General features: G+C 59.0%; 21 protein-coding genes and 1 tRNA gene. 16 read left to right on the forward strand and 6 right to left on the reverse strand.

The features are described 5' to 3' along the window. Positions 1 to 267 precede the first annotated feature (267 nt). Both GIW48_RS25450 and GIW48_RS25455 read left to right on the forward strand, forming a co-directional pair. Positions 268 to 855 carry a hypothetical protein gene (locus GIW48_RS25450; RefSeq protein WP_236461054.1) on the forward strand — a complete coding sequence of 196 codons (588 nt, stop codon included), beginning with the start codon at positions 268 to 270 and terminating at the stop codon, positions 853 to 855. A 52-nt stretch (positions 856 to 907) separates the two neighbouring features. Further along, positions 908 to 1,828 carry a restriction endonuclease gene (locus tag GIW48_RS25455; protein ID WP_236461057.1) on the forward strand — a complete coding sequence of 307 codons (921 nt, stop codon included), beginning with the start codon at positions 908 to 910 and terminating at the stop codon, positions 1,826 to 1,828. Between the two features lie 570 nt (positions 1,829 to 2,398). Here the strand turns inward: GIW48_RS25455 and GIW48_RS25460 are convergent. The 4 genes from GIW48_RS25460 to GIW48_RS25475 form a co-directional block, all read right to left on the reverse strand. Next, positions 2,399 to 3,184, reverse strand: coding sequence for a hypothetical protein (locus tag GIW48_RS25460; RefSeq protein ID WP_236461059.1), 786 nt, complete (start codon positions 3,182 to 3,184; stop codon positions 2,399 to 2,401). A gap of 45 nt (positions 3,185 to 3,229) precedes the next feature. After that, positions 3,230 to 3,532: a hypothetical protein gene (locus GIW48_RS25465; protein WP_122774964.1), complete on the reverse strand. Its 303-nt coding sequence runs from the start codon at positions 3,530 to 3,532 to the stop codon at positions 3,230 to 3,232. 230 nt (positions 3,533 to 3,762) lie between these two features. Further along, entirely contained in the window at positions 3,763 to 4,845 is a 1,083-nt protein-coding gene (locus tag GIW48_RS25470; RefSeq protein ID WP_236461062.1) for a site-specific integrase, read from the reverse strand. 105 nt (positions 4,846 to 4,950) lie between these two features. After that, positions 4,951 to 5,027, reverse strand: a tRNA-Arg gene (locus GIW48_RS25475). Between the two features lie 195 nt (positions 5,028 to 5,222). Between GIW48_RS25475 and GIW48_RS25480 the strand changes: the two genes are divergently transcribed. The 11 genes from GIW48_RS25480 to GIW48_RS25530 all read left to right on the forward strand — a co-directional run bounded on the left by GIW48_RS25480 (position 5,223) and on the right by GIW48_RS25530 (position 13,863). Next, on the forward strand, positions 5,223 to 5,939 hold the full coding sequence (locus GIW48_RS25480; protein WP_099549558.1) for a Crp/Fnr family transcriptional regulator: 717 nt from the start codon (positions 5,223 to 5,225) through the stop codon (positions 5,937 to 5,939). Positions 5,940 to 6,026: 87 nt separating this feature from the next. Next, on the forward strand, positions 6,027 to 6,569 hold the full coding sequence (locus tag GIW48_RS25485) for an RNA polymerase sigma factor (RefSeq protein WP_017136685.1): 543 nt from the start codon (positions 6,027 to 6,029) through the stop codon (positions 6,567 to 6,569). Positions 6,570 to 6,672: 103 nt separating this feature from the next. Further along, on the forward strand, positions 6,673 to 6,900 hold the full coding sequence (locus GIW48_RS25490) for a RebB family R body protein (RefSeq protein ID WP_003187543.1): 228 nt from the start codon (positions 6,673 to 6,675) through the stop codon (positions 6,898 to 6,900). Positions 6,901 to 6,918: 18 nt separating this feature from the next. Next, positions 6,919 to 7,491, forward strand: a complete 573-nt coding sequence (locus tag GIW48_RS25495; protein ID WP_236461064.1) for a hypothetical protein — start codon at positions 6,919 to 6,921, stop codon at positions 7,489 to 7,491. 82 nt (positions 7,492 to 7,573) lie between these two features. Then, complete coding sequence (locus tag GIW48_RS25500) at positions 7,574 to 8,197, forward strand: hypothetical protein (protein WP_236461066.1); 624 nt, start codon at positions 7,574 to 7,576, stop codon at positions 8,195 to 8,197. A 40-nt stretch (positions 8,198 to 8,237) separates the two neighbouring features. Beyond that, positions 8,238 to 8,561 (forward strand): hypothetical protein, encoded by a 324-nt coding sequence (locus tag GIW48_RS25505; RefSeq protein WP_138451229.1) that lies wholly within the window; start codon positions 8,238 to 8,240, stop codon positions 8,559 to 8,561. Positions 8,562 to 8,644: 83 nt separating this feature from the next. Beyond that, positions 8,645 to 8,959, forward strand: coding sequence for a RebB family R body protein (locus GIW48_RS25510; RefSeq protein WP_005783676.1), 315 nt, complete (start codon positions 8,645 to 8,647; stop codon positions 8,957 to 8,959). A 50-nt stretch (positions 8,960 to 9,009) separates the two neighbouring features. After that, positions 9,010 to 9,324 (forward strand): RebB family R body protein, encoded by a 315-nt coding sequence (locus GIW48_RS25515; RefSeq protein ID WP_003187551.1) that lies wholly within the window; start codon positions 9,010 to 9,012, stop codon positions 9,322 to 9,324. 294 nt (positions 9,325 to 9,618) lie between these two features. Further along, positions 9,619 to 11,061 (forward strand): NADP-dependent succinate-semialdehyde dehydrogenase, encoded by a 1,443-nt coding sequence (gene gabD, locus GIW48_RS25520; RefSeq protein ID WP_169986709.1) that lies wholly within the window; start codon positions 9,619 to 9,621, stop codon positions 11,059 to 11,061. A gap of 182 nt (positions 11,062 to 11,243) precedes the next feature. Next, entirely contained in the window at positions 11,244 to 12,521 is a 1,278-nt protein-coding gene (gene gabT, locus GIW48_RS25525) for a 4-aminobutyrate--2-oxoglutarate transaminase (protein ID WP_012721619.1), read from the forward strand. A gap of 139 nt (positions 12,522 to 12,660) precedes the next feature. After that, positions 12,661 to 13,863, forward strand: coding sequence for an HDOD domain-containing protein (locus tag GIW48_RS25530; protein WP_236461069.1), 1,203 nt, complete (start codon positions 12,661 to 12,663; stop codon positions 13,861 to 13,863). Between the two features lie 167 nt (positions 13,864 to 14,030). Here the strand turns inward: GIW48_RS25530 and GIW48_RS25535 are convergent, their stop codons facing one another. Together GIW48_RS25535 and desA are read right to left on the reverse strand one after the other, a co-directional pair. After that, complete coding sequence (locus GIW48_RS25535) at positions 14,031 to 15,032, reverse strand: sensor domain-containing diguanylate cyclase (protein WP_020372691.1); 1,002 nt, start codon at positions 15,030 to 15,032, stop codon at positions 14,031 to 14,033. A 323-nt stretch (positions 15,033 to 15,355) separates the two neighbouring features. After that, positions 15,356 to 16,540, reverse strand: coding sequence for a delta-9 fatty acid desaturase DesA (gene desA / locus GIW48_RS25540; RefSeq protein ID WP_017136693.1), 1,185 nt, complete (start codon positions 16,538 to 16,540; stop codon positions 15,356 to 15,358). Between the two features lie 166 nt (positions 16,541 to 16,706). Here desA and dibA point away from each other — a divergent pair, with 166 nt between their 5' ends. From dibA to GIW48_RS25555, 3 genes are all read left to right on the forward strand, one after another. Further along, positions 16,707 to 18,620, forward strand: coding sequence for a phosphodiesterase DibA (gene dibA / locus GIW48_RS25545; protein WP_236461071.1), 1,914 nt, complete (start codon positions 16,707 to 16,709; stop codon positions 18,618 to 18,620). A gap of 300 nt (positions 18,621 to 18,920) precedes the next feature. Continuing rightward, a complete protein-coding gene (oscA, locus tag GIW48_RS25550) occupies positions 18,921 to 19,103 on the forward strand; it encodes a sulfur starvation response protein OscA (RefSeq protein ID WP_003170956.1) in 183 nt (60 codons plus the stop codon). A gap of 75 nt (positions 19,104 to 19,178) precedes the next feature. After that, positions 19,179 to 20,189 (forward strand): sulfate ABC transporter substrate-binding protein, encoded by a 1,011-nt coding sequence (locus GIW48_RS25555; protein WP_003170959.1) that lies wholly within the window; start codon positions 19,179 to 19,181, stop codon positions 20,187 to 20,189. Positions 20,190 to 20,236: the final 47 nt, after the last annotated feature.

Raw genomic sequence — 20,236 nt, forward strand, 5'->3', positions numbered from 1 at the left:
CAGCAGTTGTCCTTGGGATTCATTCCACTATGTTTTTTCCTCACAGGGATCATTGTTGACCGATGTGCATCAATTCACCTCGGATGATGTGCTCGAATGATTTATCGGGCTCATTTTGAGCGGCGCTCAAAGTATCAAACGTGCGATATAGCACTGTCGTGAGTTTTCAAATTTCGTGGGCTTCGCGCCTCCAGTGCCGATACTTGTATTGGCTGACCTGTAGGGTACTCCTTTGACAGCTACGCCCATTAGCCAAAGAATAGCGAGATGCAGCTATCTCATCCGGACATCGACCCAACAGAAGCCTTCCAGTTCGTCTTTCGCGAGATTAAGCGTCATGAGGACACGGGTAGGAAAAATTTCGTCGTCCGCGTGCCTGTGGATATGGTCGAGTACCTGTTCTCCGGTATTGCTCTGAGGTCGGGCATGTCCAAGGTCAAGCTGGAGCGATTGCTTACTGAGCTTGGGATTTATGGTTTTAGGGACGCCGACGGTCGAATCCTGCGACGTTATCTGAGCGGCCATTCGCGCATGGCTTGGGATACCTACCATCGGTTGTTGTTTTGGGCATTCGCGAAAGGGTGGATCTCTGAATGGGTTTTTCGCGATCTTCTACTCGGGGCATATCTGCGAGAGGCGGCCCAACTCAGCTCCCGCAAAATTCTGAACAGGCTGAAGCGTCAGATATCGGCGCCAAGCTTGACTCAGGAGCAGATTGTTGAGTGCTTTATCGAGGCGTATCTGGCCAAAGAGGAGGAGCGAGCACAAGCAGTCGCCAGCCGCTTACGGGTAGATTCAGAAGCGAGAGAGCTAGCAAGCTCATTAGGCCTCGAGGTAACGGATTGCTCCGAATAACATGCGACTTACTACATTTGCCCACGCTGGCAACCTTGCGAAAGGAATCCTGATGTCCGTTCCTACATACGACAAATTCATTGAGCCAATCTTGCGTTACCTAGTGGCTAATCCAGAAGGTGCGACAGCACGCGACGCGCATGAAGCTGCGGCCCGGGCTTTGAATTTATCCGAACCACAGCTTCAAGAGCTGATTGCGAGTGGGCAAGCGACCTATAAAAACCGCGCAGGATGGGCTCACGATCGTCTCAAGCGCGCAGGATTATCCTCCAGCGCCAAACGGGGCTACTGGAAGCTAACCGAAGCTGGCGCTGTTTATTCCAAACAGCACCCTTCACCGCTCACTATGGATCAGGTTGAACAACTTGCCATCGGCTTCATGGACGTGAAGCTTAGAAGCGGCTCCGATGCCGTCCCGCTAGATGGACGTGAGCAGGGGGCAGACACACCGCTATCAGCAACTGTGAGCCCAGACGATCGGTTGGAGCAGGCTCTGCGTGAGCTACGCAATGCGACAGCTGCAGATCTACTGGATAACCTGCTACAAGTCAGCCCCAACCGCTTTGAAGTCATTGTTCTCGACGTGTTGCACAGCCTTGGCTACGGGGCTAGCCGAAACGACTTGCAGCGTGTAGGTGGAAGCGGAGATGGCGGAATTGACGGGGTAATTTCGCTTGATAAGCTCGGACTGGAAAAAGTCTATGTCCAAGCAAAGCGCTGGCAAGGCACTGTGGGCCGTCCTGAGTTGCAAGCGTTCTATGGAGCACTTGCTGGGCAAAAGGCCAAGCGAGGGGTCTTTATCACTACTTCGGGTTTCACTGCCCAGGGCATCGACTTTGTTCGCTCAGTGGAAGGCATGGTGCTGGTGGATGGCATCCGCTTGGTCAACCTCATGATGGACCATGAGGTTGGGGTAACGTCTCGGCTCCTCAAACTGCCGAAATTGGATAGCGATTACTTCGACGAGGAATGAGGATTTTTGGCCTCGACATACGTTTCTCTCTGCCGGGGCAGGGCTAGTGCACGGGCGCCGGACACTAGCGCCCCTATGATCAAAAAACCATCACCAATCAGACTCCAGCTCGGTGCTTAGGTGGATACCCATCACCTTAGCTTTGCGGTATTTCAACGGCTCCGCATTTATCTCTAGGGCAACAAGTCGACTAGCAGCGGTGACCAAGCTGTTGAAACGATCATTGTGAACGGCGACATATGCGATAAGCCTACTACCCGTCGCCTGCATGGAGCCGATGCAGAGAGGAACCGACTTGTCGCTTAGGAGCAGTGGATCAACGTATAGGTAGCATTCTAGGGTCGGGTATTTGAATGTTTCGGGGTATCGAACGGAGCCGTAAAGCTTGATCACAGTATGCTCTGAGTAATGGTGGCCGATTGTTCTTGTATCGGACCGCGTGGCCATGCTGAGCGACCAGGACATATCCCAACCCCATATCCGAGCTTGGAGGATTATTCGCTCAACGGCGGTACGACTCCTTCTAGCCATGGCATTCATCCTCCCCGTTTGAGTCGGCTTCAGACAAACCTAGCTCACTTCGTTACCGCCATTCAGATTCTCGGCCAGATACAGAGTTAAGGCCATGGCGTTATGCGGCTTACCTGAAGCAGATTGGTAATTTTCCGCCATCGCGTTGACTACGAGTTGCGGCCTATGTCTAAGTTTTCCGCTTACCTTCGCCTTCACAAGCGCTCTGTGGACATCCGTCCGATGTTCAGGAGGGATTCCTGACATATCCAATTCGTAGGAGGTGGGCAAAGACGTTGGTGTTTTGGTTGAGAGTTTGGGTTGAGGTTTAGTGTTAGGTATGACCTTGGCTGATACGGTATCGATATGGCATCCGTGTGATATCGAGCCCTCCTCTACGTATCGCTTTGAGCGCGGCCGCAGGGATTCATCTATCCAATCCTGCTGGTCGTCGTTCAGTCTTTCTTTGAAGTCATTCAGAAAGTCGTCTAACCACTCGCTTGGGACACGGCGAATTTCTTCCAGCGCTCTGGCTCGTAGTTTTGGCCCTGTCACTTGAGTAGCAGAGTGGTGATCCCACCAGATTTTTACCCAAATGATGAGTCTCACGTTGTCATACCTGGCTAGGTCTTCATCCTGAAGGCGGTGGATGACCTGCAACCACTGATCCGCCGTCCATCCAATTTCTGCTCCGGCAATGCGTGGAACAAGTGGGTATACGCCCGTAATGTTGCTGTCAGGAGCAGTTAACAGGTGCAGCAAAGCAACTTTGTCCTCGGTGGTGCAATTCAGTAAGCGTGGGGAGCGCCAAAAATTCTGGTCCCGAATGGTTCGTTGTCTACTCATGCTCACTACTCCCGGTGCAAAGGAGATGAATCCAGCCAGGACAGGTCATTGTCGCGCCTCCACCTGTGCTTTCTTTGTGGGCCTCCCTGTGCGTTTCGGATGAGAAAAAGGTGCGATGACGGTGGCTGAATCTCGACTCTCGGTGTTGCCGGTGCGCATCCAGGTTCTCAGATCACCCAGTCTCCATCTCAACCTTGACAGTCCCGGTACAGGCTCAAGCCCCGGCAATTTGCGCTGACGGACCGTAAGCACGCTGAAGCCGGTCAGCGCTGCTACTTCAACCACGCCAATCAGAACATCATCGCCAAGCTTCTGTATTTTCTGGATAGTTTCATAATCTACTGTCATCGCTTTATCGCTCGATTGATCTGGTGAGGCCAGCTTTTGCCAATCAGCCGCTCAATCACTAGGACAGCTTTTTAACAGATGACATGTTTTCTGAATGAAGGGCGCCGCAACAACGGGCGATTGTTGACCCGGCAACAGGGCCCCGTGTACCTCTGCTGAGTTCGCGCGGGCGTGTTGCAAGATCAATGGTCAGCTCCAAGCTGACCATTGAGATGTAGCCATAGGTCTGATCAAGCCAGCTTTGCCGCGAGCTCTTCTGCGGTGATGTTGTAGTAACGCTTCAGCATGTTCACCTCTCGATGCCCCGTTACACTGGCAAGCTCGATCAGGTTTGGGAGCTTAGTCGCGAGTCGACAGGTGGCCTCGTGCCGCAGATCGTGAAAGCGTAGATTGATCAGGAAGTCTTCCTGAGGCGTTACCTGCGCCGCCCCACAATCCCCCACGTATTTCAGCCTCGCTCGCTCCAGGCCTCGCACAAAGGCCTTCTTGAGAGCGTCGGCGGTGGTGGGGAAGACTCGACCGCACAGCGAGCGCGGCAAGTCCTTCAGCAACTGAACAGCCTTCGGTGAAAGCGGGACGTTTCTGGGCAGTCCGTTCTTAGTCGCTGGAAGATGCGCAGTCCTGCGATCTAGGTTCACATGCTTCCAGCGCAGCTCGAAAATTTCGCCACGGCGCATGGCTGTCTCAATCGCCAGTTGGACGATGGGCCGTATCCATGGGTTGTGTGAGGCGTCGGCATAGGTGCCGTCAGCACGGCGCTCACGAAGCTCCAGAGCGTTGAGGATGTATTCCTCCTCAATTGGGTCGAGCCGCCGCGAGCGTTCGTCGTTGTAGCTGGGACGGCTGACCATCCTGACTGGGTTCTCGGCAAGATGAATTCCCCATTCGCGGCGAGCGACCTCAATCACGCATTGGAACAGTGCGAGTTCACGTTTCACCGTATTGCCCTTCCGAATCTTCAGGCGCTCGTCGCGGTAGCGTGCAAAATCTGAAGAGGTGAGGGTGGCAACGATGCGTGTCGCCAGCGGATGACGCTTGAGCGCTTCCAGACGTTTGGTTTCCGAATACGCGCCTTTGTGTTTCGGTGCGATCTCGGAAATGTATCGATCAATGAGTTGATGAAAGGCAGTGCGTTCAGCCTCGACCCGAGAGACAAAAATACCCCGGTCGATTTCACTTTCGATCATGCGTGCCCAGGCCTGGGCATCGGCTTTGGTTTCAAAGGTTTTGCGCTGGGCTGGATAGCCCTTACGGCGGATTTGCGCTTCCCACTGATACTCGCCGCGATTCCTGATTGTTGCCATTTCGACCATTCCCGCCACTTTTGAGTGTGGCAAATTTGTGGCAAAAACGACTTTCAGGACTAGGACAGGTTTCTGTCAGGAGCGCTATCCCCTTGTAATACAAGGGAAAGAAGATGGTGCACCCGGCGGGATTCGAACCCACGACCCCTGCCTTCGGAGGGCAGTACTCTATCCAGCTGAGCTACGGATGCTTGTGCGGGCGACATCATACCCATGTCGCCCTGATGCGTCCATTCCAGCGTTTTCGCCGGTAACTGTCGGCCGTTTCCCACCAAAAATGGCTAATCGCCACTCTCATTCACAACTCCCCGCGCCGCACGTCCCTTTGTTTGCTTTGCTCTTGTGGCTTTAAGCCGCTTCCAAGCCGCAATTCCCCAGGTGAACGCATGCATTCCAAAGGAACCGTGATGCTCGATCTCCCGTTGAGACAAACCCTGTTGGCCCGCTCCGATTTGTTTCGAGGTATGCCGGAGCACCTCTTGCGCTACGTTGCCACCCATATGGTGGAGCGCCTGCTGGATGATCGTGAACTGCTGTATTTCAAGGACGACAGCCTCGAATTTATTGCTTTGGTGGTTGAGGGCCGGATTTATTCGGTGGTGCATGGGCCGGACGGCCGGGAGCAGATTATCGGCAGTACCGGGGCCGGGCAGGTGGTGGGGGAGACGGCGTTGATCAAGGATCATGGGCGCGAGTCTTCCACCTTTGCCAGTGGCCCCACGCGGCTGTTGCAACTGGGTAGCCGGCATTTTGGTGTGCTGTTTGAGGAACCGGTGTTTTTGCGGCGCTTGTTGATGCTGATGATGCTGCGCTTGCTGCAGGCCATCGAGTTGCTGGAGTTGGTGTGCCTGCATCGGTTGGAGTCGCGGTTGGCGCGGTTTCTGTTGGCCAACCTGGGCGATATCGACCTGGCGCTGGCCATGCCGAGTGTCTCTTTGCCCGCCAGCCAGGGGGTGTTGGCGTCGATGCTTAACACCAGCCGTCCCAAGCTCAATGTGCAGCTGCAATTGTGGCGCCGCAGTGGGCTGATCAGCGGCAATCTGGAACGCATGGTGATCAACGATCTCGAGCATTTGCGGCGCAAGGCATTTGCCTTGAATTAGTCGTTGCAGTGTTCCGCAGGTAACAGCGCACCCCTGTCCCGCGCTTGCAGACTGGCCCTTCATCAAGGATGCACAGGAGTGCTGGCGATGGGGATGACTGTTCAGTTCAAGGATCAATGGGCCGCCGATGACCGTTTGTTCGAAGCGAGTTGGCGCGCCGTGCAGGGCGAACTCAAGCGGCGCGCGCTGCGGCGGGCCAAGGGCAATCTGGATCAGGGCCAGGAATGGTTGTCGGCCACGGCGATCAAGGCCCTGCTGTTCTTTCGGCGCTCGCCGGAGCGCATTCGCGACCCTCAGGGGTTTCTGTTTCTGGTACTCGACCATGTGTTTCTCGACAGTTTGCGACGCAGCAAGCGCGAGGAGCGGCTGCTCGATGATTCGGTGGACCTCGAGCACGATCACCTGGCCGCACTCGCCGCGCCCTGCGCTTCGGTGCTGGAGCGGGTGGAGTGTTACGAGCGCCTCGAGCTGATCGAGGCGCAGGTGGCGCGGTTGCCGGTGTTGCAGCAGCGCTTGTTTGAGATGCGCTTTGTGGATGACCTGCCGTATCCGCAGATCGCTGCCGCGTTGCAGGTCACGCTGCCGCTGGTGCGCAAGCGTGTGCAACTGCTGCGCAACGCCTTGCGCTGAATTTGATTCACACACGCCGGCGCGGGGCGTTCTAGTTGTATGAGCGCGTCCTGCCGCCACTACCCACGCCCAACCCTGGGTGAATGCCATCAAGGAGAGATGTATGACAGAGGTCAACAGCCAGATCACCGACGCGGTCACCCAAACCAACGTCAAAGTGGTGGCAGAAGCGCCGGCCCAGGCCATCGCGTCGCTGTATCAGGTGGCGAGCAGTGCGGCGGGCCTGTCGTTACAGAACGCGGTCAACAGCCAACAGGCGATGAACCAGATTTCGAATGCGGTGATCTCCAAGGCCGTGGCGCTGATCATGCAGATTGGCGAGAAGGGCTAAGCCCTCGGGAGATCGATTATGTCGTGGTTCAGTAGAAAGAAACCCGTCGCCCCGCAAGCAACGCCCGCCGCCGACCCACCTGCGCCGGCGCCCGCCGCACCGGCCTCGCGCTCGATCATGGCGCGCATGAACGAGCACCTGCTCAACCAGGCGAGCACGCCGTCGCCCGACAGCACCGCTGCCCTCAACAGCCAGATCGTGCAGGCGGTGCAGTTCACCAATTCGCAGAACTTTGCCTATGCGCCGGCGCAGATTGCGGTGCCGGCCGACATGATGATCAGCCAGGCGGCCGGCCTGGTGGCGCAGGCGGCGGCGGGGTATTTCGACGGGGTCAGCAAGATCGCCCTGGCGGCCCAGGCCGTGCTGCTCCAGCAAATGACCGAGAACATCGTCAAGGACAACCTGCCGGCCGCTGCCGAAGACGCCTTGGGCGCCTTGGCCACCGACTTGCTGGTGGGCGCCGCTGCGGCCGTGGCCGCCGCCGCGGGTGCCATGGAAGCCGAAGCCGCCAGCGTGGCCATCGACAAGATCGACCAGAGCATCGCCAAGTACGCCGACACCTTGGCCAACCGGGCTGCGCCAGCGGCCTGAACCGAGCACAACGTTCCAGGGTTCTTCTGGAACGGTGCAACAGCAACTTGAAAGCAACTTTTCTTAAGTGAGGAGCGACATCATGCAGCCTGGAGATATTATTTTTTCGGTGAAGCAAGAAGACGACAGCGCGACGCGCGCGTTCATTCGCGCGGGCCAGTTGGTCAAGGCCAAGGTGTTTTCCCAGGACACGACGTTCCTGAATGTGGTTCATCCGGCGATTGCGGTGAGCGACACCCAGGTGATTGAAAGCGTGGGTGAGGGGCTGTCGCTGACTGACCTCAGCCTTGAAAAGCCCCCGCGTTCGGCGATGGTCTTCTCTTGCGTGAGCAGTGAGTTGGGCGAAGCGGCAGTCGTGGCGGCCAAGCAGTTCTATTTCGACAAGATCAGCGGCGATATCCATGGCCGTTACAGCGTGTGGAACGCGATGATTTCTGCATTCCGGCGCTGGACCTCCAACACCAGCCTGGTCGAGCGCATCAACGAGTCGGTGGCGATTGGCAGCAGCTCGTTCTGTTCCCAGTTCGCGGCCAACTGCTATGAAGTCGGCAACCTCTATAACTCGGCCAACCTGCTGCCGCCGCCGGCGATTTTCGGCAACCAACCCAGCGCCATTACCCCTGCGGAGTTGGCGACGTTCTGTGATGCCTCGGCGTATTTCTACTTCTCGGGCTTCTGGCAGGACAACGTCGAGGTGCGGCTTTAGCGGCCCTTCAGCCAGCAACGTAGTACCCAAGGAGGCCGTCATGGCTCACCCAGCCACACCCTCAGTGCTGTCCAGCGATGATCGCCTGCGGCTGGAAGCGATGCTGCGCAACCCGCAGATCTTCGCCGGAACGCCCCAGGCCATCGTCGACGAAACCCTCAAGCGCGCCAGCCAGGTGCTTGAGCAGTCCAAGGCCAATGAGCAAGCGCTCAAGGCTGCCGCCGAGCAGCGTGAGGCGGCGCTACGCCAAGTGTTGGACGGCGCGGCCCCGGACAAGGACGCGCAACGCAAGGAAGTGCAGGCCCTGATCCAGGGTTTGATTACGCAGATTGAAGCGGCGCTGGGCCCAACTGCGAAACCTTGAGCTCGCGCGTTTCACAGCGCCTGTTTGGCAACGTTCATTCATGAACACGGAATGCACCGTGTACCCCTATAAGGAAATTGATCATGGCATTTGTTAACGAGCAAATTACCGACGCGGTCACCCAGACCAACGTCAAAGTGGTGGCCGAATCGCCGGCGATGGCGATGAGCACTATCTATCAATCCATGGCGCAGGCCACGGCGATTCTGTTCCAGAACGCTGTGTCGGCCCAACAGCAGCAAAACACCCTGGCCCAGGCGGCCACCAACCAGGGCGTCATGCAGATCTACAGCGTCGATACCACCGCCGGTGCGGCGGCCACCGAAAAAGTCGCCCAAGGCGGCGTCTCGGATAACCTCACCAGCCTGTTGACTGTGCTCAAGTCCTTCCAGCCTTAAGCACTCAGCGATAACGGATGTTGTTCTTTCTCACACCAGGAGTTTCAACCATGAGCACAGTCAGCCCGCAAATCACCGATGCCGTCACCCAGACCAACGTCAAGGTCGTTGCCGAATCGCCAGCGATGGCCATGAGCACGATCTATCAATCCATGGGCCAGGCCACGGCGATCCTGTTCCAGAACTCGGTCTCGGCCCAACAGCAACAAAACACCCTGGCCCAGGCCGCCACCAACCAAGGCGTAATGCAGATCTACAGCGTCGACACCACCGCTGGCGCTGCGGCCACCGAAAAAGTCGCCCAAGGTGGCGTGGCCGACAACTTGACCAGCCTGTTGGCCGTGCTCAAGTCGTTCCAACCGTAAGTTGCAAGGCCCAACAGCCCCGGCGCCCAGAAGGCACCGGGGCTGTTGTCGTTTGTGCGCTTGATCTGAAAGATGCATCAAATGCGCCGTTTTCGTTCTTTTTTTCGAACAGACTATTGCCCTGTACCCCCATTGATCCTAGGATTCGTTTGAGATTTCAAACGCTCTGTCTCCCGTGCGCTATTTCACTTATCTCGCGTGCTGGGGCTGATTTCCCTGACGGCAGCCCACAAGGCGCCTTTCAACAACTCTAATTCGCTCCGCGTGCGCGCGGTGCTGTTAAGGAAAGCCGACATGCAGCTCAAAGATACCCAGTTGTTCCGCCAACAAGCCTTTATCGATGGCGCTTGGGTCGATGCGGACAACGGTCAAACCATCAAGGTCAACAACCCGGCCACGGGCGAAATTCTCGGCACCGTGCCGAAGATGGGCGCGGCTGAAACCCGCCGCGCCATCGAAGCCGCCGACAAGGCCCTGCCGGCCTGGCGTGCACTCACCGCCAAGGACCGCGCCAACAAGCTGCGTCGCTGGTTTGAGCTGATCATCGAGAACCAGGACGACCTGGCGCGCCTGATGACCCTGGAGCAGGGCAAGCCGCTGGCCGAAGCCAAAGGCGAAATCGTCTACGCCGCTTCGTTTATCGAGTGGTTCGCCGAAGAGGCCAAGCGCATCTACGGTGATGTGATTCCTGGCCACCAGCCGGACAAGCGCCTGATCGTGATCAAACAACCGATCGGCGTTACCGCGGCCATCACGCCGTGGAACTTCCCGGCCGCGATGATCACCCGTAAAGCCGGCCCAGCGCTGGCCGCCGGTTGCACCATGGTGCTCAAGCCGGCCTCGCAAACCCCGTACTCGGCGTTCGCCCTGGCTGAACTGGCCCAGCGCGCGGGCATTCCAAAAGGCGTGTTCAGCGTGGTTTCCGGCAGCGCCGGTGATATCGGCAGCGAGCTGACCAGCAACCCGATCGTGCGTAAATTGTCCTTCACCGGCTCCACCGAAATCGGTCGCCAGCTGATGGCCGAATGCGCCAAGGACATCAAGAAAGTCTCGCTGGAGCTGGGCGGCAACGCGCCGTTTATCGTGTTCGACGACGCCGACCTCGATAAGGCCGTCGAAGGCGCGATCATCTCCAAGTACCGCAACAACGGCCAGACTTGCGTCTGCGCCAACCGCCTGTACATCCAGGATTCGGTGTACGACGCGTTCGCCGAAAAACTCAAAGTCGCCGTGGCCAAACTCAAGATCGGCAACGGTCTGGAAGAAGGCACCACCACTGGCCCGCTGATCGACGAAAAAGCCGTGGCGAAGGTTCAGGAGCACATTGCCGATGCCCTGAGCAAAGGTGCCAAGCTGTTGGCCGGTGGCAAAGTGATGGAAGGCAACTTCTTTGAGCCGACCATTCTGGTCAACGTGCCCAAAGACGCTGCTGTTGCCAAGGAAGAAACCTTCGGCCCACTGGCGCCGCTGTTCCGCTTCAAAGACGAAGCCGAAGTGATCGCGATGTCCAATGACACCGAGTTCGGCCTGGCTTCCTACTTCTACGCCCGCGACCTGGGCCGTGTGTTCCGTGTGGCCGAAGCCCTGGAATACGGCATGGTTGGCGTCAACACCGGGTTGATCTCCAACGAAGTGGCGCCGTTCGGCGGCATCAAGGCTTCGGGCCTGGGCCGTGAAGGCTCCAAGTACGGGATCGAGGATTACCTGGAAATCAAATACCTCTGCCTGGGCATCTAAGCTCGGCACGGGATTGCAGTAAACGCAGAGGGCACGAGAGCGCTGACCCTTTGCGTGTTTGAAGACGTTATTCGTAGTGGCCGGGAAAGCTGTGGCAGTCGATCATCGCATGCTGCCGTAGTTGCCTCCCCGCCACGTATTCCTTGGACCACGCCACCCGATGAGTGGCGAATGAGGACTTTATGAGCAAGACCAACGCATCCCTGATGAAACGCCGCGAAGCCGCTGTACCGCGCGGTGTTGGCCAGATTCACCCGATCTTCGCCGAATCCGCGAAGAACGCCACCGTGACCGACGTTGAAGGTCGCGAGTTCATCGACTTCGCTGGCGGTATCGCCGTGCTGAACACCGGCCACGTGCACCCGAAAATCATCGCGGCCGTGACCGAGCAACTGAACAAGCTGACTCACACCTGCTTCCAGGTGCTGGCTTATGAGCCTTACGTGGAGCTGTGCGAAAAGATCAACGCCAAGGTGCCAGGTGATTTCGCCAAGAAAACCCTGCTGGTCACCACCGGTTCCGAAGCGGTCGAAAACGCCGTGAAAATCGCCCGCGCCGCCACTGGCCGTGCTGGCGTAATCGCGTTTACCGGCGCTTACCACGGCCGCACCATGATGACCTTGGGCCTCACTGGTAAAGTCGTGCCGTACTCGGCCGGCATGGGCCTGATGCCAGGCGGCGTGTTCCGCGCACTGTTCCCGAACGAACTGCACGGCGTGAGCGATGATGACGCTATCGCCAGCATCGAACGCATCTTCAAAAACGATGCCGAGCCGCGTGATATCGCTGCCATCATCATCGAGCCGGTGCAGGGCGAAGGCGGTTTCTACGTCGCGCCTAAATCCTTCATGAAGCGCCTGCGCGAACTGTGCGACAAGCACGGCATCCTGCTGATCGCCGACGAAGTGCAAACCGGTGCCGGCCGTACCGGTACGTTCTTCGCCATGGAACAGATGGGCGTGGCTGCCGACCTGACCACCTTCGCCAAATCCATCGCTGGCGGCTTCCCGCTGGCCGGTGTGTGCGGCAAGGCTGAATACATGGACGCCATTGCGCCAGGCGGCCTGGGCGGCACTTATGCCGGTAGCCCGATTGCTTGCGCTGCTGCGCTGGCGGTGATGGAAGTGTTCGAAGAAGAGCACCTGCTGGACCGCTGCAAGGCGGTTGGCGAGCGCTTGGTGACGGGCCTCAAAGCCATTCAAGCCAAGTACCCGGTGATCGGCGAAGTGCGTGCCCTGGGCGCGATGATCGCGGTTGAGCTGTTCGAAGATGGCGACAGCCACAAGCCAAACGCCGCTGCCGTGGCTTCCGTGGTGGCCAAGGCGCGTGACAAGGGCCTGATCCTGCTGTCTTGCGGTACCTACGGCAACGTGTTGCGCGTACTGGTCCCGCTGACCTCGCCGGACGAGCAGTTGGACAAAGGCTTGGCGATCATCGAAGAGTGCTTCTCCGAGCTGTAAGCGGAGGCTGACTTGATCGACAGAAAAAACCCGCCTCGGCGGGTTTTTTTGTGCCCGCTGCAGCACATTCAGGCCATGTTCATTGTACGCAGGCGGCGTGATTGTCTAAGGTGCAAGTATTGCCGATGGAGCGTGCTGGATGACTGCTGTTGATTTACCCGCTGTACCCCGCGTGTTGATTGCCGAGGCGGACCCTTGGTCGCGGGACCTGCTCAAGCAAGTGTTGTTGAATGTGCGCTGCGACGCGCGGCTGGATGTGTGTGCCGATGGCCAGGAAGCGGCCACGCTGTTGCGAGACAAAACCTACGACCTGATCCTGGCGGATTGGGAACTGCCGGGCGTCGATGGCCTGAGCCTGCTGCGCAGCGTGCGCCAGAAGCGCCGTTCGCTGCCGTTTATTCTGCTGAGCAGTCGCAATGACAGCGCCAGCGTGCGCGAAGCCTTGCCCCTGGCGCCCACGGCGTATCTGACCAAACCCCTGAACATGGAAGGCCTGACCCAGCGCCTGCAAGACCTGCTGCTCGATGAAGGCGAAAGTGTGTATTGCGAGATACCGCCGCTGGCGCCCGGTATGGCCTTGCCAGTGTTCCTGGAACGCCGCCGCGACGTCTGTGATGGTGCGCCGCTGCGGGTCGATGTGAAAGCCGCCGTGCAACACAGCCTGGCGCCGGACGGCCTGGACCTCAAGCAACTGGAAGAACAGGTAAAAACCGACCCGCAAATCACCGCTGTGCTGATCGCCGCCGCCAACAGCGCCGGCCATCACGGCACGCCGGTGCAGACCCTGGCCGCTGCACTGCAAAAGCTCGCCGCCGGGCAGAGCATGAACCTGATCCTGGGCCTGGCGCTCAAGCACAACGTGGTGCTGGGTGACCCGGCGTTGGTGGCCTACGCCGAGCGCCACTGGCAGTTGTCCCAGGACACCGCCGACTACGGCCGCCGCCTGGCGCGCATGCTGGAACTGGACCACGAACGTTGCTACTGCGCGGGCATTCTGCATCGGCTGGGTGACTTGGCGTTGTTACGCTGCCTGGAAGACTGGCGCCTGGGTGGCGGGGCGCTGGATGACGAGGCAATCGGTGAGTCCCTCGACACCTTTGGCGCCGCCTATGGCTCGGCGTTGCGCACGCGCTGGCGCTTGCCGCTGGAGTTGCGGCAGTTGATTGCGGCGACCTATTCACTCGAGGGCGGGGTGTATTCGCGCGACGCGCTGGTGGTGAACCTGGCGGCGCAAATGGCGCGTCTGACCGAGCATGAGGGGTTGGAAGCGCTGGCCAAGAGCAAGACGGCCAGGTTACTCAAGGTGGGCTTGTCGGAGCTGACGCGGGTGCGCAAAACCTAGCGGGCAACGAAGTTCAGGTCTGGGAGCGGGCTTGTGTGGGAGCCGGGCTTGCCCGCGATAGCATCAACTCGGTACCCCTGATAGACCGAGGTGCCGGCATCGCAGGCAAGCCAGCTCCCACACAAGCCAGCTCCCAACCAGGCCGGTTCCCATTGGTTGATCGAGTTCTAGCCCTCTATGACGCGGTTCTTGCCTTGGCGCTTGGCCTCGTACATGGCGGCATCGGCCCGTGCGAACAGGCTGTCCAGGGTTGAGTCGTCTTCACGCAGGTTGGCCAGGCCTTGGCTGACGGTCACGGTAAACTCCCGGCCTTCATAGCTGAAACTCAGGGCCTGGATTTCCTTGCCGAGCCGTTCGGCTACCTGCAACGCCATGTGCGGCGCACAGCCAGGCAGTACCGCAGCGAACTCTTCGCCGCCAATGCGCCCGAACAGGTCGCCACGGCGTAGCACGCCGCGACCGCTCTCGGCGATACGCCGCAGCACTTGGTCGCCTTCCAGGTGGCCGTAGCTGTCGTTGACGTCTTTGAAGTCATCGATGTCCAGCAGCAGGAACGCCAGCGGGGCGCTTTGGGCGCAGGCGCTGTCGAACGCCTGGTTGGCGCATTCGAAAAAGTGCCTGCGGTTGCTGCTTTGGGTCAGCACATCAGTGGTGGCGAGTCGGTGCAGCTCCAACTCCATGTGCTTTTTTTCGGTGATGTCTTCGGCCATGCCGACCACAATCAACGGCTTGCCGGGTTCGACTTGTTGGTTGATATAGCACTTGTCGCTCAGCCAGCGAATCTGCCCGTCGGCGGTGATGATGCGGTACTCGCGGTCCTCCACGGCGCCGTCTTCCAGCACGCGGGCCAGGCTGTGTTCGGCGTAGTCGAGGTCTTCGGGGTGAATGCTGTTGCGCCATTCGCGGTGGTCGGCGAGCAGTAAACCTGCGGATCGGCCAAACACCCGCTCGTAGGCCGGGCTCACGTACAACACACGCCGGGTTTCCCAATCGATGGCCCACAGCACGGCATTCACGCTGACCAGCAGTGAACTGAGCAGTTGTTCACGCTCACTCAGCCGTTCGACTTCACCTTGGGCATGCATCAGCGCCAGCAGAGTGGCCGCCGCAGCCGGGCGTGGGTGCTCAGCGACGGGCGCATCGGTTGAATAAGGCTTTTCGGGAACCATCGGCACAACTCTCTCTGGGCTCGCCGCAGGATGGAGCAGCGGTCAGTGCAAGGGCCACCATGATGGCGAAGTGTTCCTTGAGAGAGGGGATTTGCGGTGAAGTTCCGTGAACGGGCTGACTAAGAAATGGCGTCAGAAACCAGTATGCAGAGCGCGGGCTTACTGTGGCGAGCAGGCTTGCCCCGCGTTGGGGCGCGCAGCGGCCCCAATAAAAACACCGCGTTCTGCCAGGCAGGGCGCGGTGTTTGGTTTCAGGGCTGCTTCGCAGCCCAACGCAGGGCAAGCCTGCTCGCCACAGCAAGCCCGCTCACCACGAGACCGTGTCAGACCGCTGCAGGGCGCAGCGAGTAGGTCTTCAGTTGGTGGGCAAAATCGCGCAGGGACTGAATACCGCTGGCCTCAGCCTCATGCACCCATTCCTTGATCGCGGCCAGCATGTCGTGGCCATTGGTGCTGGTCTTCAGCCAGATCTGCTGCAGCGCCAGGCGCTTCTCGTAGATCACGGTCAGCGCGTGGCTGTGTTCGAGCATGCTCTGGATGCGCACGTGGTGGCGGTCATCCAGCAGGCTGGTTTCACGTGACAACAGGCGCTTGGCGCGGTGGAACTGGTGGCGTACCGAATGATCGACCTTTTCCAGCTCCTGCTTGACCAGTGGGCCAATCACCAACTTGCGGTACTGGGCCATGATCTGGAAGCGGTTGTTGAGGATCGCCATGGCGGTGTCCATGTCCAGGTGGCCTTTGCCTTCCACGCGGTGCGCGATCGGCGCGACGCGCTGCACCTTGGCCAGCCGCAGGAAGCTGAACACTTTGATCCACGCCCAACCCAGGTCGAACTCCCACTTCTTCACCGACAGCTTGGCCGAGTTCGGGTAAGTGTGGTGGTTGTTGTGCAGCTCTTCGCCGCCAACAATGATGCCCCACGGCACCAGGTTGGTGGCGGCGTCACGGCACTCAAAGTTGCGATAACCGACCGCATGGCCAAGGCCGTTGATGACGCCGGCGGCCCAGAACGGGATCCACATCATCTGGATCGCCCAGATGGTGATGCCAATGGTGCCGAACAGCAGCAGGTCGATGACCCCCATGATCGCCACGCCCAGCAGCGGGTAAGGCGTATAGATTTTGCGTTCGATCCAGTCGTCCGGGCAGTTTTTGCCGTAGATGCGCAGGGTCTCGGGGTTCTCGGCCTCGGCGCGGTACAGCTCGGCGCCTTTGCGCAGTACGGTGGACAAACCCTTGATGACCGGGCTGTGCGGGTCGTCGACGGTTTCGCACTTGGCGTGGTGCTTGCGGTGGATGGCGGTCCACTCGCGGGTGTTCTGCGCCGTGGTCAGCCACAGCCAGAAGCGGAAGAAGTGTTTCAGGCCGGCATTGAGCTCCAGGGAGCGATGGGCTGAATAACGGTGCAGATAGACCGTGACCCCAACAATGGTCACGTGGGTCATCAACAGCGTGACTGCCACCAGTTGCCAGGCTGACAGGTCAAGAAAACCGTTGTACCACATAGGCTGTATGGCCCTCAGATAAAGAAAAAAACAGCTCACGCATTATCACTAAGCCTACAGAGAAAACCAGCCGCCCTTTCAGATAGGAGTGACTGGATGTTTCTTATTCTATAATCCGCAGCGTTTGTAGGGCGATTTTGTTTTTTGGGTAAGGATTACTGACCATATGCTGTTTTCGTACCGAGGTGCCCTGCGGGTGGGGCTGGTATACCTGCTGGTTTCCATTGTGTGGCTCCAGCTCAGCAACCACCTATTGATCAACTTTCTCGATGACCCGAGGCAGTTAGGACGTTGGTTGCAGGCGCGCGGTTATGTGTGGGTGGCCCTCAGCGCGTTGGCCATTTACCTGATCTGTGCCCGTTTTGCCCGCACCCATCGATTGCAGCAACCCTTGAAAGAAAACCATGAACGCCTGCAACAGGCCGCCGCCGTGTTCGATTGCACCCGTGAAGGCGTACTGGTCACCGACGCCCAGGGGCTGATCGTGCATGTGAATCGGGCCTTTATGGAGATCACCGGCTACAGCCGAGAGGACGTGATGGGCGAACGGCCGAGCCTGTTCAAGTCCGGACGCCATTCGTCGAATTTTTATCAACAGATGTTCCAGACCCTCGAACGCACCGGCGAGTGGAGCGGCGAAATCTGGAACCGGCGTAAAAGCGGTGAGATTTATCCACAGTGGCAAACCATCCGAGTTATCCACAATGACCAGGGCAAGGTCAGCCATTACGTCGCGGTGTTTTCCGACATCAGCGCCATCAAGGACTCCGAGCACGAACTGGCGCACCTGGCCCACCACGACCCGCTCACCGACTTGCCCAACCGCCTGCTCTTTACCGACCGCGCCGAGCAGGCGCTGGCCTCGGCGCAAGTGCACAAACGCGGCTGCGCGTTGCTGTTGATGGACCTGGACCACTTCAAGATCATCAACGACAGCCTCGGCCATAATGTCGGTGACCAGCTGCTCAAGGCCGTTGGCGAGCGGTTAAAGGGCCTGTTCGGCCCCGGCGTGACCCTGGCGCGCCTCGGTGGCGATGAGTTCGCCGTGCTGGCCGAAAGTTGTCCACAGGTGGTGCAGGCTGCCGCGCTGGCACAGCGCATGCTCGATGCGATGAAAGAGCCGTTTGTGTTCGACGGCAACCAGTTGTTTATCAGCGCGAGCATCGGCATCAGTCTGTTTCCCAGTGATGCCCTGAGCGCCGAACAACTGCTGCGCAATGCCGACTCCGCGCTGTTCAAAGCCAAGAGCGCCGGCCGCGAAGGTTATGCGCTGTACACCGAAGAACTGACGGCCCACGCCCAGCACCGCGTGGAAATCGCCAGCGAACTGCGCCGCGCCCTCGATCAGCAAGAGCTGCGTGTGTATTACCAGCCCGTGCACGACCTGCAAGACAGTCGTCTGGTCGGCGTCGAAGCCCTGGTGCGCTGGCAACACCCTGAGCGCGGCCTGGTGCCGCCGGGTGAATTTATCCCGATTGCCGAGCGCACCGGGCTGATCGCCGATATCGATGCCTGGGTGATGGACCAGGCCTGCCGCCAGATGGGCCAATGGCTGGCCGATGGCGCGCCGTTGAGCTTTATTGCGGTGAATGTTTCCAGCCGTTTGTTTGCCCGGCGTGAACTGTATGAGCAAGTCGCCCAGGTGCTGCACACCACCGGCCTTGACCCGGCTTATCTGGAGCTTGAGGTCACCGAAAGCGCCGTGATGGAAGACCCCGAAGTCGCCCTTGAGCAATTGCACCGCCTGCGCGAGCTGGGCCTGCGCCTGGCGATCGACGACTTTGGCACCGGTTATTCGTCACTGCTGCGCCTCAAACGCTTGCCGGTGCAGAAGCTCAAGATCGACCAGGGGTTTGTCGCCGGGCTGCCGTGGGATGAAGACGACGCGGCGATTGTGCGCGTGGTGATCGCCTTGGCAAAGAGCATGGGCATGCAGGTGCACGCCGAAGGCATTGAGCAGGTGGAGCAGGCGCGGTTCTTGTTGGAGCAAGAGTGTGATTTGGGCCAAGGGTATTGGTTTGGTCGGCCGGTGCCGGCGCAAGAAATGGATTGGGCCAGGTCACCCTCTATCCGCATGTGAAATACAGGCCAATGTGGGAGCCGGGCTTGCCCGCGATGAGGCACTATCAGTCGAAATATTCAGTGCCTGATGCACCGCCATCGCGGGCAAGCCCGGCTCCTACAGGGTTGCGCGGTGCCTGGGTATCAGTATTTTCACGGCCAAAACCTTCGCAACCCCACGTCCTGTCAGAAAATTCTTTCTGGTTATATAAACATTCTTAAATAGTATTTTTAAGAATATCCGCGCTTATCTACTATCGCCCTCACGCCGCAAGCAGTGCCGCCACTGCCAGGCACTATTCATTTCAGGAGCGAGACCATGAGCGCATCTCTACGTAGCGTCGACGGCCAGGACGAAGCAGCCATTTTGCGTGAGATCCAGAGCGCCTTGCGCGACCTGCGGTTTGGCGCGGTGGAAATCACTGTGCACAACGCCCAAGTGGTACAGATCGAACGCAAGGAAAAATTCCGTTTGCAGAACCCCGGTAACAAACCGAGCTAAGCAACAACGGCGATTCGCATGCTAGACCCGCAACTATAAGAAAAAGCCAACACCCAAGAATTATCAGGAGCTTCTATGTCGTCGATTCGCCGTTACGCCCTGGCCGCACTGGCCAGCGCCGTGTTTGCCGGTTCCGCCGTTGCCAAGGACTACGAGTTGCTCAACGTCTCGTATGACCCGACCCGTGAGCTGTACCAGGACTACAACGCTGAGTTCACCAGCTACTGGAAACAGTCCCACCCTGGCGACAACGTGAAGATCCAGCAATCCCACGGTGGCTCGGGCAAGCAAGGCCGTGCGGTGATCGACGGCTTGCGCGCCGACGTAGTGACCCTGGCCCTGGCTGGCGACATCGATGAAATCGCCAAACTGGGCAAGACCCTGCCGGAAAACTGGCAAACCCGCCTGCCGGATGCGAGCACTCCGTACACCTCGACCATCGTGTTCCTGGTGCGCAAGGGCAACCCTAAAGGCATCAAGGACTGGGGCGACCTGATCAAGAAAGACGTTTCCGTTATCACGCCTAACCCGAAAACCTCCGGCGGTGCGCGCTGGAACTTCCTCGCCGCGTGGGCCTACGGCCTTAAATCCGGCGGCAGCGAAGCCAAGGCGCAGGAATACGTAAAAGAGTTGTTCAAGCACGTGCCGATCCTCGACACCGGCGCTCGCGGTTCGACCATCACCTTCGTCAACAACGGTCAGGGTGACGTGTTGCTGGCGTGGGAAAACGAGGCGTTCCTGGCACTCAAAGAAGACGGCGGCGCCGACAAGTTCGATATCGTCGTGCCGTCCCTGTCGATCCTCGCGGAGCCGCCAGTGGCCGTGGTCGACAAAAACGCCGAGAAAAAGGGCAATACCGAGATCGCCACCGAATACCTCAAGCACCTGTACAGCCCGGCTGGCCAGGAGATTGCGGCGAAGAACTTCTACCGCCCACGCGATGCAAAAGTGGCCGCCAAATACGCCCAGCAGTTCCCGAAACTGGACCTGGTGACTATCGACAAAGACTTCGGCGGCTGGAAAACTGCCCAACCGAAATTCTTTAACGACGGTGGCGTGTTCGACCAGATCTACACGGCGCAGTAAGCCAAATTACCTGTAGGAGCCCGCCTTTCGGCGGGGGCCGGCTTGTG

It is taken from the genome of Pseudomonas sp. PA-6-3C, from assembly GCF_021605825.1.
GTDB classification, from domain to species: Bacteria; Pseudomonadota; Gammaproteobacteria; order Pseudomonadales; family Pseudomonadaceae; genus Aquipseudomonas; species Aquipseudomonas edaphica.

Coding starts and splice junctions, on each gene's coding strand:
- GIW48_RS25450 (WP_236461054.1), top strand. CDS start 268: ATGCAGCTATCTCATCCGGACATCGACCCAACAGAAGCCTTCCAGTTC.
- GIW48_RS25455 (WP_236461057.1), top strand. CDS start 908: ATGTCCGTTCCTACATACGACAAATTCATTGAGCCAATCTTGCGTTAC.
- GIW48_RS25460 (WP_236461059.1), bottom strand. CDS start 3,184: ATGAGTAGACAACGAACCATTCGGGACCAGAATTTTTGGCGCTCCCCA.
- GIW48_RS25465 (WP_122774964.1), bottom strand. CDS start 3,532: ATGACAGTAGATTATGAAACTATCCAGAAAATACAGAAGCTTGGCGAT.
- GIW48_RS25470 (WP_236461062.1), bottom strand. CDS start 4,845: ATGGTCGAAATGGCAACAATCAGGAATCGCGGCGAGTATCAGTGGGAA.
- GIW48_RS25480 (WP_099549558.1), top strand. CDS start 5,223: ATGCATTCCAAAGGAACCGTGATGCTCGATCTCCCGTTGAGACAAACC.
- GIW48_RS25485 (WP_017136685.1), top strand. CDS start 6,027: ATGGGGATGACTGTTCAGTTCAAGGATCAATGGGCCGCCGATGACCGT.
- GIW48_RS25490 (WP_003187543.1), top strand. CDS start 6,673: ATGACAGAGGTCAACAGCCAGATCACCGACGCGGTCACCCAAACCAAC.
- GIW48_RS25495 (WP_236461064.1), top strand. CDS start 6,919: ATGTCGTGGTTCAGTAGAAAGAAACCCGTCGCCCCGCAAGCAACGCCC.
- GIW48_RS25500 (WP_236461066.1), top strand. CDS start 7,574: ATGCAGCCTGGAGATATTATTTTTTCGGTGAAGCAAGAAGACGACAGC.
- GIW48_RS25505 (WP_138451229.1), top strand. CDS start 8,238: ATGGCTCACCCAGCCACACCCTCAGTGCTGTCCAGCGATGATCGCCTG.
- GIW48_RS25510 (WP_005783676.1), top strand. CDS start 8,645: ATGGCATTTGTTAACGAGCAAATTACCGACGCGGTCACCCAGACCAAC.
- GIW48_RS25515 (WP_003187551.1), top strand. CDS start 9,010: ATGAGCACAGTCAGCCCGCAAATCACCGATGCCGTCACCCAGACCAAC.
- gabD (WP_169986709.1), top strand. CDS start 9,619: ATGCAGCTCAAAGATACCCAGTTGTTCCGCCAACAAGCCTTTATCGAT.
- gabT (WP_012721619.1), top strand. CDS start 11,244: ATGAGCAAGACCAACGCATCCCTGATGAAACGCCGCGAAGCCGCTGTA.
- GIW48_RS25530 (WP_236461069.1), top strand. CDS start 12,661: ATGACTGCTGTTGATTTACCCGCTGTACCCCGCGTGTTGATTGCCGAG.
- GIW48_RS25535 (WP_020372691.1), bottom strand. CDS start 15,032: ATGGTTCCCGAAAAGCCTTATTCAACCGATGCGCCCGTCGCTGAGCAC.
- desA (WP_017136693.1), bottom strand. CDS start 16,540: ATGTGGTACAACGGTTTTCTTGACCTGTCAGCCTGGCAACTGGTGGCA.
- dibA (WP_236461071.1), top strand. CDS start 16,707: ATGCTGTTTTCGTACCGAGGTGCCCTGCGGGTGGGGCTGGTATACCTG.
- oscA (WP_003170956.1), top strand. CDS start 18,921: ATGAGCGCATCTCTACGTAGCGTCGACGGCCAGGACGAAGCAGCCATT.
- GIW48_RS25555 (WP_003170959.1), top strand. CDS start 19,179: ATGTCGTCGATTCGCCGTTACGCCCTGGCCGCACTGGCCAGCGCCGTG.